Origin of the sequence: Polaromonas sp., from assembly GCF_049790275.1 — a bacterium.
Taxonomy (GTDB): domain Bacteria; phylum Pseudomonadota; class Gammaproteobacteria; order Burkholderiales; family Burkholderiaceae_C; genus Polaromonas.
On record NZ_JBAQYR010000144.1, the window covers coordinates 1 to 12686 of the forward strand.

Sequence of the window (12686 nt, forward strand, 5' to 3'; positions counted from 1 at the left end):
GACATGGCCGAGGTCCGCAAGAGTTACAACCTCGGCCTGCCCAGCGAGGCCGAGGTGCTGCACGGCGTGTCGCTGCAGGTGCAGCGCGGCGAATTCATTGCGTTGATCGGCCCCTCCGGCTCCGGCAAAAGCACACTGCTCAACATCGTTGGCCTGCTCGAGGGCATGACGGCCGGCAGCTACCGGCTGCAGGGCCAGGAGGTGCACGGCCTGGACGACGCGGCCCTGACCCTGCTACGGCGCAGCACCCTGGGCTTTGTGTTCCAGTTCCATCACCTGCTGCCGGCCTTTACCGCGCTGGAAAACGTCACGCTGCCCGCGCTGATGCGGGGCGGCCACGTCAGTGCGAAACAACGCGAGCATGCCCGTGCGCTGCTGGCCTCGGTCGGCCTGGCCAATGCCATGAACAAGCGACCCGCCGAACTCTCGGGCGGCATGCAGCAGCGCGTGGCGATTGCCCGCGCCCTGGTCATGGAGCCGGCGCTGGTGCTGGCCGACGAGCCCACCGGCAACCTCGACACCGCCTCGTCCGACGAGGTGTTTGTGCAACTGCGGCGCATGCATGCAGAACTCGGCACCACCTTTGTCGTGGTCACGCACGATCCGCGCCTGGCTGCCCGCTGCGACCGGCTGGTCGAGCTGATCGACGGGCGCATCGCGCGCGACGAAGCCGTCGCCCCCACGCCGGCCTGAGAGATCTTCAAGCCGTGCGGGCGGCCAGACGGGCGTTGTGTACGATAGGGAGGAGTTGTACCGGAAGCCGGTATCAGGGGCAGGCCGGAATTTGGGGTGGGAAGAAAAAAAAAGGGGGAGGACATGGTTGATTTAACCGACGCGTATCTGCGCGAGTTTCACGCCTCATGGCGAAGCTCCATTGGCAGGGTGACTCTGTTCATCCTCGTGATGGCCTTGCTGCTGCTGGTTTTTGCCTTGCTGGGCTCCAACCGTTCGTTGTCGTGGATGCTCCTGGCCGGGGCGGCCTTCATGTTCTGGATGACATGGCTTCTGGCGCGCCAGATGCTGGGCAAACAACCTGCGCTGCGTGTCGGGCCCCGCGGCATCCGGGCCTACGCCCTCAAGGGCAGGAAGCCGTCCTGGAGCGATATTGCGGACGTGCGTGAGGAGTCGGTCCAGGGGCATACCAACATCGTGCTGTCCTTGGCCCCGGCCGCTGCGGCGTCAATGAAAAGGTCATGGCTGGCCGGCAAGAAAGGTGAACTGCGGATACCGCTGGGCACCATCCGAAAAAAAGACCATGCCGACGCCGTTCAGGCGGTTTTTGAAGCCTTCCACCGCTACGGCGGCAACCAGGCTATGAAGGCAGCCGAGGCGCGCGTTGAGGAGCTCCGCGCCGCTACCGCCTTTGAGGCGCGCCTGCAGGAGATGACGCCTGTGACCTGGGCGCTGTATTTGATGGTGGCCCTGAACGTGGGCGTATGGCTTGCCAATGTCCTCTCCGGCATCAGTGCATTCAGGCCCGATTCTGCGGAGCTGCTGCGCTGGGGCGCCAATTCTGCGGCCTCCGTGGTGGAAGACCGTCAGTACTGGCGTTTGCTGACCGCAACTTTTCTGCATGCCGGTGTGCTGCACATTGCGCTGAACATGCTTGGCTTGTGGGAGGCCGGCAAGCAGCTCAACCGCCTCTACGGCAACTTCCAGTTCCTCATGATCTATTTCGCCAGCGCGCTGGTGGGCAGCGGGCTCAGCCTTCACTTTTCTGCCCAGCAGTCGGTGTCTGTCGGCGCGTCGGGTGCCGTGTTCGGCGTTCTTGGCGCCCTTTTGACCGCCATGTACCGGCATCGCGGCAGCATTCCCGGAATGATGAGCAAAAACGTCATGACAAGCCAAGGAGTTTTTCTGGTTTACGCACTGGGCCAGGGGTTTGCCAAGGAAGGCATCGACAATGCCGCGCACGTAGGTGGACTATTGGCCGGTAGCCTGCTGGCCTGGTTGCTGGTTGGAAAAATGGACGAGACACAGGGCGCGCGGCGGCGCCAGGTGACGGTGATGGCCGGGCTGCTGCTGCCCGCAGCGGCCGTGGCCGGCCTGGTATTGACGACGCCGCAGCCCAGGGTTCACCACCGCCAGTTGTTCGAGTTCCAGGCCGGGCTCGCCCGTGTGCTGCCCGACCTGCAAGCCGCAGAAAAGGCCTTGCAGGCAGACGGGAAAGCTGCCAGCACCGGCAAGCTGACAACAGCGCAGTTTGCCCAGGCGATCGAAACACGGCACCTGCCGGCTTACCAGAAAGTCGAGCGCGCACTGGCACCCCTGAATGTGCCGCCCAACGACAGGGCGGCACCGCTGGTGCAGGACATCAAGCGTGGGAACAGCCTGCTGGTGGCGATGATGCAGATCGAAGTCACCCGGGCAAACAATCCGGGTCAGAGCGATCCGATGCTCGAAGCCCGGTTAAAGGCCATGGGCGAAGAGCTGAAACTCATCAAGGCGCGTTCATCCGAGCGGGAGCAGGCCAAAAAGCCTCGCAAGTAACGCGCATTCACGCTTTAGCCGAGCTGCTCGGCAAGCGCGACAATGATGCCTTCAGGCCCGCGTATGTAGGCCAGCCGGTAGGTGTCCCCGTACTGCATTTCCCCAATGAGTTCGGCCCCATGGGCGCGCATACGCGCAACGACAGCGTTGATGTCATCGACGGTGAACATGACGCGACGGAAGCCCAGCGTGTTCACTGGCGCGTCCACCGGCCCAAACCTGACCGCGTTGGGTGTGTGAAACTTGTCCAGTTCAATGCCCAGCCCATCGGGAGTCCGCATCATCGCGAGGGTGGCCCGGACATCCTTGAGCCCGATCAGGCTCCCGACCATAGGCCCTTCGACAGTCGTCTCACCCTCGAATTTGAGGCCCAGTTCGATGAAGAAAGCCTTGACGGCTTCGAGATCGTCAACAACGATGAGGACGTTGTCCATTCGTTTAAGCGTCATATTCTTCCCTCCCGCTTCACTGCTGATGCCGTACTTGCCGCGTCGCGTCTTTTCGATGGAACGGTTTAGATCACACTGCTCGGGCTATTGAATGCGCTCGCCAAGCCGATCCAGGCGTGGCCGCCAATCGTTTTTGATGTCCGCCGAGACAAGAATGTGGTGAGCTCGGCCGATGAGAAGTCGACGAGGAACGAAACCTATGTAGCGGGAGTCTGCGCTGTTGTCGCGGTTGTCTCCGAGGAAGAAATACTTGTCAGCCGGCACGGTGATCGGCCCGAAGTTGCGCTTTGCCCCAATGGTTGGCAGGAACTGGACTGTTCGTTCGTTTCCTTCGATTTGCTCAATCGTTCTCAGACCTTCAACGGTTACGCCGTGATCCAGGGGTTCGACAATGCGTTGAGTGACGGTGTACTCAGCAGCCGACCCATTGATGAAAAGAACTTCGTTACGCATTTCTATGACGTCACCGGGCACCCCGACAAGCCTCTTGATCAAGCGAACGCCGTCCACCGGAGACGTGAAGGTGATGACGTCTCCGCGCCGCGGATTACCAAGCGCCACAACTGCGGCATCGGTCAGGGGAATCTTGAAGTCATACGCCAGTCGATTGACAAGGACGACATCACCCTCGAGAAGGGTCGGGCGCATGGAACCGGAAGGTATGGGATTCCAGTCGGCTATGGCCAACCTGAAAAACCCAAAACAAAGCAAAAAGATCAGAAATCCTCGGTTCTGCTTGATCCAGTGTTTCATTGGCGACTCTCGATGGTTGTGTGGCATCCAACTTTGATACACCCCGCAAAAATGCGGAATAACATGGCGTAGAAAAATCGCAGAAGATGTTTGTATTTCATGGCCTTGGCCAAATTGAATGCGTGTTTATACAAATATATTGAATTTGACAAAGTCGCTGTCAGCATTTGAGCGCAAAGTGTGCCCATTCTCAGCGAACTTCGGTACTTAGGCCATTCCCCATTCCATTCACAACGGGGCATCCGCGATGCGAGACCGCCTTACCTCCTATTTTCACAGTGGCGACGCCATGCGCAGCCGCAGCGTGAGTGATGTCGTGCTGTTGGGCACGGTCGATGTGCCTGCGCTTCCTGCCGCGCTGGTGGCCGATTGGGAACGGGAGATCTCGCTGCACCTGGAGCTGGAGCCCGGCGACGTTGAGGCCTTGCCTTTGGCGCGAGCGCGTGCGCGCTGGCCGGACTACCGGCACTGCTTGCAGGCGGTAACGGACTGGACACACACGCTGGGCATGCACGAGGCGCTTGCTTCTTCTGAGGTCGCCCTGATGGCCTGCCGCGGCGCGCGTTACCACCACGACGGCGCGCAGTATGGTGGCGCGGCCTTCTGCAATCTCTTTCTGACCGAAGACAAGGGACTGGACCTGCACTTCCCGGCAGCAAAGCTTCGCATTCCCCTGCGCAGGGGCACGGTGGTGGTCTTCGATACCGGTCTGCCGCATGCCGTGATCAAGCGCCACAGCCCTGGCTTTGATGCGGTGGATTTTCCAGTCGAGCAGGACTGCAGCCTGGTGTTCCTGAGCTGGGAGCTTCCCATTGAGAGCACTGCTGTCGGGCATGCACTGGGGATCAGCTTCGACATCGATCCTTCGACGGCCTTACTGCTCGACGAAGAGCAGGTCTGGCTGAACGGTGCACCGGCCAGTGTGTGCCCGGCGTCCGGTCGCTGGTGCTAGTAGCCCATTTTTCCCTGGAGCACGGCAATCAGATGCCCTTTGGCCTCGGCAAGCTGTGCCTTGTCGCTGTCGTGCACTTTCCTGAAAAATGCAGCGCATTCGGCAGAGCCGGCTTGCTCCGCGTCCTTGATGTATTGGTCATAGGCCATGAGGGCCTGCGCCTTGTTCTGGATCAGCGTGACCCAGTCGTAGGCAAGGTTGCTGAGGGGGTGGCGGTCGGTAGATTGCTCTTGCATGAAAACTCCTGTTTAAATACAAAAGCATAAGAATCCGCGGCGCCACATCTGTAGGAGCGCACCGACGATTGAACTTCCATATCGCCGAAAAACCGCGTTGCGGCTATCCCGTCAGCTATCTTGCAGTTGCTGGGCGGTAGGCCGTGCGTTGTGCACGATCAGGATCTGCGCCAGGTAGTAGGTACTGAGCACCCAGAGCGGGGCCATGGCCAGTGGCGTGGCGAACCGGTTGGTGGCCAGTAGCGCATCGCTGAGCATGAAGAAACCCGCACCGACAGCCACACCCAATGCGGCCCTGTCGCGCAGCACGATGGCGCGGCCGATCGCTTGCGCGGCCATCAGTGCAATCACCACCACATAGGCCGCCACGGCGACGCGCAGCACAGGGTTGAGCCCGTTGAACAGGACGGCGTACATCAGCGCGCCAATGCCGAGCGTAGCCACCAGTGCGCGCCGGCTCGGGAACCATGGCAGATCTGTCTTGAACAGGGCGACGTAAAACAGGTGCGCCACCAGGAAAGACAGCAGGCCGGGGATGAAGAAGCCGGGAAACATCAGGAAAACGTCGCCAGCGAGGGAAAAGACCAGTCCTGCCCCTAAAAACAAGTCAAATCGGCCACTGACCCTTGGTGGGCGGGCGCGAGCAGCTACAAAAACAAGAGCAAAACAAAGGGCCAGGGGCTTGAACACGCGGTGCAGTTCCACCAGCCCCAGGGCGCTGGTCGCCGTCGCCAGCGCGGCGGCCTCGATCAGCAGTACCTCGGTCATCGTCAGGCGCCCCTGCAACGCGGCGCCCACGGCCCAGAGCCCGGTGGCCAGCGCTGCCAGCCAGATGGCGGACTGTGTGGCCGGTAGGCCGTCGGCATACCAGAGGAACAGGGCAACGCCCTGCAGCAGCACGACAAACTGCACGGCGCCGAACCACATCAGGGTGCGGGACATGGGTGGGTGGTAACGCTCCAGCCGCGTGATGTCAAAAGGCGGCTTGGGAAAATGCGCGGCCACGTCAGCCGGCCGCCATCCGGGCGGCTTGAACCAGACACGGAACTTGTCACCCCAGTTTTTCGCATGCCAGGAATCCTTGGCAAGGGCCCAGTACACCTCGGCGTTGGACCAGAGCGGGTCCCAGCTGTTGAGCGGGCTGCGCGTGCCGTAAACACATTTCTCGTCCTCCTCGCGGAAGCTGCCGAAGATCCGGTCCCAGATGATCAGGATGCCGCCATAGTTCCTGTCGACATAGTTGTCGTTGACCGCGTGGTGCACCCGGTGGTTGGAGGGCGAGCAGAACCAGCGGTCGAACCAGCCGAGCTTGGGCACATGCTCGGTGTGTACCCAGAACTGGTAGAGCAGGTCGATCAGCACGACCACGCCGAAGACCAGCGGCGGCACGCCGGCAATCGCCATGGGCACGTAGAAAATCCAGCCGAGCAGGGCGCCGCTGCTGGTCTGGCGCAACGCGGTGGAGAGGTTGTAGTCCTGGCTCTGGTGGTGCACCACATGCGCGGCCCAGAAGACCGCGCTTTCATGGCCGGCACGGTGCAGCCAGTAGTAGCAGAAGTCGTAGAAGACCAGGGCGATCAGCCAGCCGTACCAGGTGGTCCAGAAGGCTTCGTTGGGGTAGAGCGCCACCGACGAATAAATGGCGGTGTAGATGCCGATGCGAAACAGCCGCGTGAACACCGCGCTGATCTGGCTCAGCATGCCCAGGCTGATGCTGTTGATCGCGTCGTTGAGGCGGTAGGTGTTGCGGCCCTTGGCGTAGCCCCAGGCGAATTCAACCGCGATCAGCAGGAAGAAAACAGGGGTGGCGAGGACGATGACTTGACTAGGGCTCATCCCCCGATTCTGGCCGGAATCAGGTCAAAGCGCCTCTGGCATCAACCCTGATGATCTGCTCGACCTTGCCGTACTCCAGGCCGCCGCGCACGCCCAGCAGGTGGTCGTGCAGGTTGACGGTCGGGTCGCAATGGCCGGGAATCAGCCAGACGGTGTCGCCGAGGGCCGGCAGCACCGCGCCGCGCAGGATGCCGTGTTCGTCGCCGCCGTTGGCGTAGTCCAGCGCCAGCCCGTGCACTGCCGGCAGGCCGGAATCGATGGCGTGGCTTTTGTGGCCGGCGTCCACCACCGCATGGCCGGCGCAGACGCTCATGACCTGGCTTTTGACAAACAAAGCGTGTTCGAAGGCCGGTTGTTCGGGGTCGGGTTCGTTGCCGGCATAGTCGCGGTCCATGAAGAGGTAAGAGCCTGCCTGTAACTCGCCGTAGACGCCACTGGCGGTTTCCAGCAAGAAAGTGCCCGTGCCGGCACCGGTCACCAGCGGCACCGCGTGGCCTGCCGCCTGCAGCGCGGCCCGCGTGGCCTGCACGTGGGTGATCACTTGCGCTATCGCCTGCTGGCGTTCGGCCAGCGTGCGCAGATGCTGGGCACGCCCGTGGTAGGCCTGCAGGCCGCCAAACTGCAGCCCGGGCTGGCGTGCGATTTCTTCGGCCAGAGGCACAGCGCCGGCACCAGGCGCCAGGCCGCAGCGGCCCTGGCCGACGTCGATTTCGATGAACACGCGTATCAGTGCATGCTGGCCGTGTGCCGCCTGCGCCAGCCGGCGCAGGCCCTCCAGGCTGTCCACCGCGATGGCCAGCTGGCCGCCCAGCGCCTGCAGCTCTCTGGCGACGGCGACCACGCGTTTGAGCTTGAAGGGCGAGACCACCTCGTTGCTGATGTAGATGTTGTTCACGCCGAGTGCCGCCAGCGCCTCGGCTTCGGAAGTTTTCTGCACGCAGACACCAACCGCGCCGTGGGCCATCTGCAGCCTGGCCAGGGTGGCACTTTTGTGCATCTTCGCGTGTGGCCGCAGCTTGACGCCGTGTTGTGCCGCAAACGCGGCCATGCGGTCCAGGTTGCGCTCCATCGCGTCGAGGTCGATCACCAGCGCGGGCGTGTCGATGGCCGCAACGGGTCGGCCCAGCAGGTCAGACAGCAGGTGCATCAGGCCGTGGTTTCATCAAGCGTGCCGTCGTCGAGGTGCTGGGTGTCGGCCCAGCCGACCAGCGTGAAGCCGTCGGGTGTCCAGAGCAGGCGGTTGATGGCTGCATTGCCCAGTGCCCAGGTGCGTGGTGCCTGGATGCTCAGCCGGGTGGCGGCGCGGTACAGCACGTCCATCACGCCGCCGTGGCCGACCAGCACGATCAGCTCGCCGGCATGGCGCGCCGCCAGTTTTTCGGCGGTGGCGACCACCCGTTCGCGCAACTGCAGCAGCGACTCCCCGCCGGCCGGTGCGAAGTTCGGGTCGCGGGTGCGCCAGAGCCTGGCCTGCTCGGGCAGCACGGCTTCGATCTCTGCAAAGGTCTTGCCCTGGAACTCACCGAAATGCCTCTCGCGCAGGCCGGGCTCTGCCACCACCGGCACACCGGTGGCCTGGCCCACATGCTGCGCTGTTTCAAAGGCGCGCCCCAGATCGCTCGCATAGATGGCGCTGACCGGCTCTTCCGCCAGCGCCTGCCCCAGGCGGCTTGCCTGCCAGCGGCCGGTGTCGTTGAGCCCGACATCGAGCTGGCCCTGAATGCGCGTGTCCACATTCCAGGTGGTTTCGCCGTGGCGAATGGCGAGTACGCGTGCGGATTCACTCATCGTTATCGAGGTATTTCCACGCTGACGCGGCGTGGACCTGCCGGCGGTACCGGAAAACCGCGCAGGGCGGCGTCCAGCATGGCCGAGAGCACCGGGTCGCTGTCGTGCCACAGCTCCTCGCTGACGGCACGGGTTTCATACACCGTGGCATTGCTGCGCAGCTCGCGCATCACGATGCTGACTTCGCGGCGGTACAGCGGCGGGTCCATGCCGCCCAGCGGAAAACCGAAACCGAAGCCAACACTGGCGCCGCCGCCACCGCTGCCGCCGCCGATAAAGATGTTGGGGCCGCCATAAGGGTAGTAGCCGCCGTCCCAACGCGAACGCAACATTGGCTGCGAACTGGCGCTGACCTGCACGCTGAAGCTGGCGGCCTGCGGGTTGTGCTGCAGGCCCACCCGGGCCAGCGCCGCCTGCGTCAGGCCTTCCAGCCTGGCTTGCGGCGCATCGGGCTGCTGTTGTGACAGCAGGCGTTCGAAGCGGTAGCTGCTGCCCGGCGCGGGCGGGGCTGGGCTCCAGCGCGCGAAGCTGGTGACTTCGCTGTCAACGGCGCGGGTGCTGGCGCAGCCGCCCAGCAGGCCGGCCAGGGTTGCTACGAAAATAATAGCTGTTAGCGCTCGTGTCATAAGGCCTCCAGGCATGAATCGTTCAAAAACTACAGCGCCACCACGGCAAGCCCGGGCCGCACCGGCTCGGAAAAATCTTCCGCATCGAAGGCCTTGTCGCCGTCCGGGTCCGGCATGCCGGTGCTGCGTATGCCCTTGAAGTCGTGCTGCTTGTTGTCCATCAAATGCGAAGGAACGACGTTCTGCAGCGAGGTGAACATGTTCTCGAGACGGCCCGGAAACTTCTTGTCCCACTCGCGCAGCATGTTGCCGACCTGCACGCGCTGCAGGTTCTGCTGGCTGCCGCACAGCGTGCACGGAATGATGGGGAAGTCGCGCACCTGGGCCCACTTGATCAGGTCTTTTTCGGTGACATAGGCCATCGGCCGGATCACCACGTGTTTGCCGGTGTCGCTGACCAGCTTGGGCGGCATGCCCTTCAGGCGCGATGCAAAAAACATGTTCAGGAAAAAGGTCTGCAGCATGTCGTCGCGGTGGTGGCCCAGCGCAATCTTGGTGGCACCCAGTTCCTCGGCGACCCGGTACAAAATGCCGCGGCGTAGGCGCGAGCACAGCGAACACATGGTTTTCCCCTCGGGGATCACGCGCTTGACGATGCTGTAGGTGTCCTGCGTCTCGATGTGGAAAGGCACGCCGAGCTTTTCCAGGTACTGCGGCAGGATGTGGTCGGGAAAGCCAGGCTGCTTCTGGTCGAGGTTGACAGCAATGATGTCGAAGTTGATGGGCGCGCGTGCCTTGAGCTTGATCAGGATGTCCAGCATGGCGTAGCTGTCCTTGCCGCCCGAGACGCAGACCATGACCTTGTCGCCCTCCTCGATCATGTTGAAGTCGATAATCGCGCGGCCGACTTCGCGGCACAGGCGTTTTTCGAGCTTGTGTTCCTCGCGCTCGATTTTCAGCCCCGCCGTTTTCGCGGCGGCTGCGCTGCCCTCTTCGGTGGCGTCGTTCATCACATCGTTCAATACGGCACTCATATCGTTTCCATCCATCTGGTTCACCACTGCCCGGTTTCGACGCGAATGGCGACTTCGCAGTCTTCAAAAATTTCCAGTTTTGCAATTTTCACACGCACGCCCAGAACGCCGGGCAGCTGCATCAGCCGGTGCGCCAGCTTGCCGATCAGGCTTTCCAGCAGGTTCACATGTTCGGCCCGGCACTCGTTGATGATGATCTGCCGCACCTTGCGGTAGTCCAGCACATGGTGGATATCGTCGTCGCTGGGCAACAGGGGCTGCGTGCCCAGGTTGAGTTCGGCGTCCACCTGGATGGGTTGCGGCGCGTTTTTTTCGTGATCCAGAATGCCCAGGTTCGCGTCAAAGCGCAAGCCGGTCAGCGTGAGGATCTGGGTGCCCCGGGTATTGAACATGTGAAATACCAGTTTGCAGGCGGTGGATGAAAGGGCGGTGTAGGAATGCGCGCTCACATCAGTGAGAAATCGCGCTCGAATTTCATCAGGTGCTGGCCGCCATCGACCAGCAGTGTGGTGCCGGTCAGGGAGGCATTTTCCAGCGCAAATTTCACGGTGGCCGCAACATCGACCGGGCTGGAAGAGCGGCCCAGCGGCGAGAGCTTGTGCAGGGCCTGGAATTTTTCGTTGCTGAGCAGGTGGCTGGTCAGCGTCAGGCCCGGCGCCACGCCGACCACCCGCAGTTGCGGCGCCAGGGCGATGGCCAGCATGGTGGTGGCCGCTTCCAGCGCTGCCTTGGACAGTGTGTAGCTGAAAAAATCGGGGTTCTGGTTCCAGAGTTTCTGGTCCAGCAGGTTGACGACCACGCCCGGTGCTTGGCGCCCGATGACGTGCGCATGCAGCGCCTGCGCCAGCAGGATGGCGGCGCCGGTGTTGCTGCGCATGTGTTTTTCGAGCGCTGCAAAACTGAAACTCGCGGCGCTGTCATGTTCGAAAACCGAGGCGTTGTTGACCACCGCATCGACCTGGCCGAAGTGTTTCACCACCTGCGGCAGCAAACCGCGGACTGCCGCCTCGTCGTCCAGGTCCAGGCGAAAAAAGGCTGCATCCCCCGCCAGTCGGGCGCAGTCAGCTACTGTTTTGATAGCGTCCTCTTCCGAGCTCCGGTAGTGCACGGCGACCCGCCAGCCGCCTGCTGCCAGCGCAAGCGCGATCTCGCGGCCCAGCCGCCTGGCGGCGCCGGTAACGAGAACAACAGGAGCGGGGAGCGCTGGTTTCATGGGGTGGGGTACCTGGGGGCCGGAGACAGGGCAATCGCCGACAATCCGGGGGTGAGCACCTCCCGCATGACGACACCCCCTAGTTTAACGAGCACCCTGGCCGGCGCCATTCGCGGGGCCATTGCCGGCGCCGGCGGCTGGCTCGGCTTTGACCGCTTCATGGCCCTGGCCCTGTACACCCCCGGCCTGGGCTATTACGCCAGTGATTCGCGCAAATTCGGCCTGATGCCCGGCTCGGGCAGCGATTTTGTCACCGCCCCCGAGCTGTCGCCGCGTTTTGGCCAGGCGCTGGCCCGGCAGGTGGCGCAGGCGTTGGATGCTACCGGCACCACCGAGGTCTGGGAATTCGGGGCCGGTTCGGGTGCCCTGGCGAGCCAGTTGCTGGAGACCCTTGGATCGAAGATCACGCGTTACACCATCGTGGACCTGTCGGGCAGCCTGCAGGCGCGCCAGCGCGAGCGCCTGGCCGGGTGGGGCGACACCGTGCATTGGGTCAGCGAGCTGCCGGCGCAGATGCAGGGCGTGGTGGTCGGCAACGAGGTGCTCGATGCCATGCCGGTGCAGCTGCTGGCCCGCGTGGACGGCGTCTGGCAGGAGCGCGGTGTCGCCGTTCTCGACGGTGAATTTGTTCATGCCGACCAGCCGACCGCCTTGCGCCCGCCGCTGGAAGTACCGGGCAGCCACGACTACCTGACCGAAATCCACCCGCAGGCCGAGGCCTTTGTGCGCACCCTGGCCGACCGGCTGCAGGCCGGCGCGGTGTTCCTGCTCGACTACGGTTTCCCTGAACACGAGTATTACCACCCGCAGCGCAGCATGGGCACGGTCATGTGCCATCGCGGCCACCTGGCGGATGCCGATGCGCTGCAGGACGTGGGCGAGAAAGACATCACGGCCCACGTCAACTTCAGCGGCATTGCGCTGGCCGGTCAGGAGGCGGGTTTCCAGGTGCTGGGCTACACCAGCCAGGCGCGTTTCCTGCTGAACTGCGGCCTGCTCGACGGCATGGAAGACGCGCCGCTGGCCGAACGGGCCATGGTGCAAAAGCTCGTCAATGAGCATGAGATGGGTGAGTTGTTCAAGGTCATCGGCTTTGCTGTTGACTCGAAGGCCTGTCCGTGGGATGGGTGGCAGGCGATTGGGTTTGGGGAAGGGGACAGGAGCCACACCTTATAGCTGTTGCGAACTGGTTTGACTGAGCCTGTCGAAGCTGTCTCTTGATTCCACTCATCGCGGTGTGCCAACAAGCCGGGGGTAGCCCGGCGGCTACTCACTTTCTTTTGGCGAAGTGTATAGACCGGACACATGGTGGACAGGTGTGCGGAGACATGGTTGACGGTTTTCATTAGAAGTTATCCGGCTGCCTGAG

At 62.9% G+C, this 12686-nt stretch carries 14 protein-coding genes; 4 read left to right on the plus strand and 10 right to left on the minus strand.

Annotated elements, in window-relative coordinates:
- Positions 1–3: 3 nt before the first annotated feature.
- Both WA904_RS19575 and WA904_RS19580 read left to right on the plus strand, forming a co-directional pair.
- On the plus strand, positions 4–693 hold the full coding sequence (locus WA904_RS19575; RefSeq protein WP_425198815.1) for an ABC transporter ATP-binding protein: 690 nt from the start codon (positions 4–6) through the stop codon (positions 691–693).
- 123 nt (positions 694–816) lie between these two features.
- Entirely contained in the window at positions 817–2490 is a 1674-nt protein-coding gene (locus WA904_RS19580; RefSeq protein WP_425198803.1) for a rhomboid family intramembrane serine protease, read from the plus strand.
- A 14-nt stretch (positions 2491–2504) separates the two neighbouring features.
- On the opposite strand, the gene WA904_RS19585 is transcribed toward WA904_RS19580, so the two are convergent.
- Together WA904_RS19585 and lepB are read right to left on the minus strand one after the other, a co-directional pair.
- Positions 2505–2939, minus strand: a complete 435-nt coding sequence (locus tag WA904_RS19585) for a VOC family protein (protein WP_425198804.1) — start codon at positions 2937–2939, stop codon at positions 2505–2507.
- A gap of 84 nt (positions 2940–3023) precedes the next feature.
- The gene (gene lepB, locus WA904_RS19590) at positions 3024–3692 is read right to left on the minus strand and encodes a signal peptidase I (protein ID WP_425198805.1); all 669 of its coding nucleotides are present in this window, start codon (positions 3690–3692) and stop codon (positions 3024–3026) included.
- 247 nt (positions 3693–3939) lie between these two features.
- On the opposite strand from lepB, the gene WA904_RS19595 reads away from it, so the two are divergent.
- Complete coding sequence (locus tag WA904_RS19595) at positions 3940–4644, plus strand: hypothetical protein (RefSeq protein ID WP_425198806.1); 705 nt, start codon at positions 3940–3942, stop codon at positions 4642–4644.
- On the opposite strand, the gene WA904_RS19600 is transcribed toward WA904_RS19595, so the two are convergent.
- The 8 genes from WA904_RS19600 to WA904_RS19635 all read right to left on the minus strand — a co-directional run bounded on the left by WA904_RS19600 (position 4641) and on the right by WA904_RS19635 (position 11317).
- Positions 4641–4880, minus strand: coding sequence for a hypothetical protein (locus WA904_RS19600; protein WP_425198807.1), 240 nt, complete (start codon positions 4878–4880; stop codon positions 4641–4643). The genes WA904_RS19595 and WA904_RS19600 overlap by 4 nt on opposite strands.
- A gap of 111 nt (positions 4881–4991) precedes the next feature.
- Positions 4992–6716: a lysoplasmalogenase family protein gene (locus WA904_RS19605; protein WP_425198808.1), complete on the minus strand. Its 1725-nt coding sequence runs from the start codon at positions 6714–6716 to the stop codon at positions 4992–4994.
- A 19-nt stretch (positions 6717–6735) separates the two neighbouring features.
- Positions 6736–7863 carry a DSD1 family PLP-dependent enzyme gene (locus WA904_RS19610; RefSeq protein WP_425198809.1) on the minus strand — a complete coding sequence of 376 codons (1128 nt, stop codon included), beginning with the start codon at positions 7861–7863 and terminating at the stop codon, positions 6736–6738.
- Complete coding sequence (locus WA904_RS19615) at positions 7863–8504, minus strand: histidine phosphatase family protein (protein WP_425198810.1); 642 nt, start codon at positions 8502–8504, stop codon at positions 7863–7865. The genes WA904_RS19610 and WA904_RS19615 overlap by 1 nt, the downstream gene beginning before the upstream one ends.
- Before the next feature lie 2 nt (positions 8505–8506).
- Positions 8507–9130 (minus strand): DUF4136 domain-containing protein, encoded by a 624-nt coding sequence (locus tag WA904_RS19620; RefSeq protein ID WP_425198811.1) that lies wholly within the window; start codon positions 9128–9130, stop codon positions 8507–8509.
- A gap of 29 nt (positions 9131–9159) precedes the next feature.
- Positions 9160–10104, minus strand: coding sequence for a tRNA 2-thiocytidine(32) synthetase TtcA (gene ttcA, locus WA904_RS19625; protein WP_425198812.1), 945 nt, complete (start codon positions 10102–10104; stop codon positions 9160–9162).
- A gap of 20 nt (positions 10105–10124) precedes the next feature.
- Positions 10125–10496, minus strand: coding sequence for a dihydroneopterin aldolase (locus WA904_RS19630; protein ID WP_425198816.1), 372 nt, complete (start codon positions 10494–10496; stop codon positions 10125–10127).
- Between the two features lie 53 nt (positions 10497–10549).
- Positions 10550–11317: an SDR family oxidoreductase gene (locus tag WA904_RS19635; protein WP_425198813.1), complete on the minus strand. Its 768-nt coding sequence runs from the start codon at positions 11315–11317 to the stop codon at positions 10550–10552.
- Between the two features lie 66 nt (positions 11318–11383).
- Here WA904_RS19635 and WA904_RS19640 point away from each other — a divergent pair, with 66 nt between their 5' ends.
- Positions 11384–12493, plus strand: coding sequence for a class I SAM-dependent methyltransferase (locus WA904_RS19640; protein ID WP_425198814.1), 1110 nt, complete (start codon positions 11384–11386; stop codon positions 12491–12493).
- The last annotated feature ends 193 nt before the right edge of the window (positions 12494–12686 follow it).

Coding starts and splice junctions, on each gene's coding strand:
- WA904_RS19575 (WP_425198815.1), top strand. CDS start 4: ATGGCCGAGGTCCGCAAGAGTTACAACCTCGGCCTGCCCAGCGAGGCC.
- WA904_RS19580 (WP_425198803.1), top strand. CDS start 817: ATGGTTGATTTAACCGACGCGTATCTGCGCGAGTTTCACGCCTCATGG.
- WA904_RS19585 (WP_425198804.1), bottom strand. CDS start 2,939: ATGACGCTTAAACGAATGGACAACGTCCTCATCGTTGTTGACGATCTC.
- lepB (WP_425198805.1), bottom strand. CDS start 3,692: ATGAAACACTGGATCAAGCAGAACCGAGGATTTCTGATCTTTTTGCTT.
- WA904_RS19595 (WP_425198806.1), top strand. CDS start 3,940: ATGCGAGACCGCCTTACCTCCTATTTTCACAGTGGCGACGCCATGCGC.
- WA904_RS19600 (WP_425198807.1), bottom strand. CDS start 4,880: ATGCAAGAGCAATCTACCGACCGCCACCCCCTCAGCAACCTTGCCTAC.
- WA904_RS19605 (WP_425198808.1), bottom strand. CDS start 6,716: ATGAGCCCTAGTCAAGTCATCGTCCTCGCCACCCCTGTTTTCTTCCTG.
- WA904_RS19610 (WP_425198809.1), bottom strand. CDS start 7,863: ATGCACCTGCTGTCTGACCTGCTGGGCCGACCCGTTGCGGCCATCGAC.
- WA904_RS19615 (WP_425198810.1), bottom strand. CDS start 8,504: ATGAGTGAATCCGCACGCGTACTCGCCATTCGCCACGGCGAAACCACC.
- WA904_RS19620 (WP_425198811.1), bottom strand. CDS start 9,130: ATGACACGAGCGCTAACAGCTATTATTTTCGTAGCAACCCTGGCCGGC.
- ttcA (WP_425198812.1), bottom strand. CDS start 10,104: ATGAGTGCCGTATTGAACGATGTGATGAACGACGCCACCGAAGAGGGC.
- WA904_RS19630 (WP_425198816.1), bottom strand. CDS start 10,496: ATGTTCAATACCCGGGGCACCCAGATCCTCACGCTGACCGGCTTGCGC.
- WA904_RS19635 (WP_425198813.1), bottom strand. CDS start 11,317: ATGAAACCAGCGCTCCCCGCTCCTGTTGTTCTCGTTACCGGCGCCGCC.
- WA904_RS19640 (WP_425198814.1), top strand. CDS start 11,384: ATGACGACACCCCCTAGTTTAACGAGCACCCTGGCCGGCGCCATTCGC.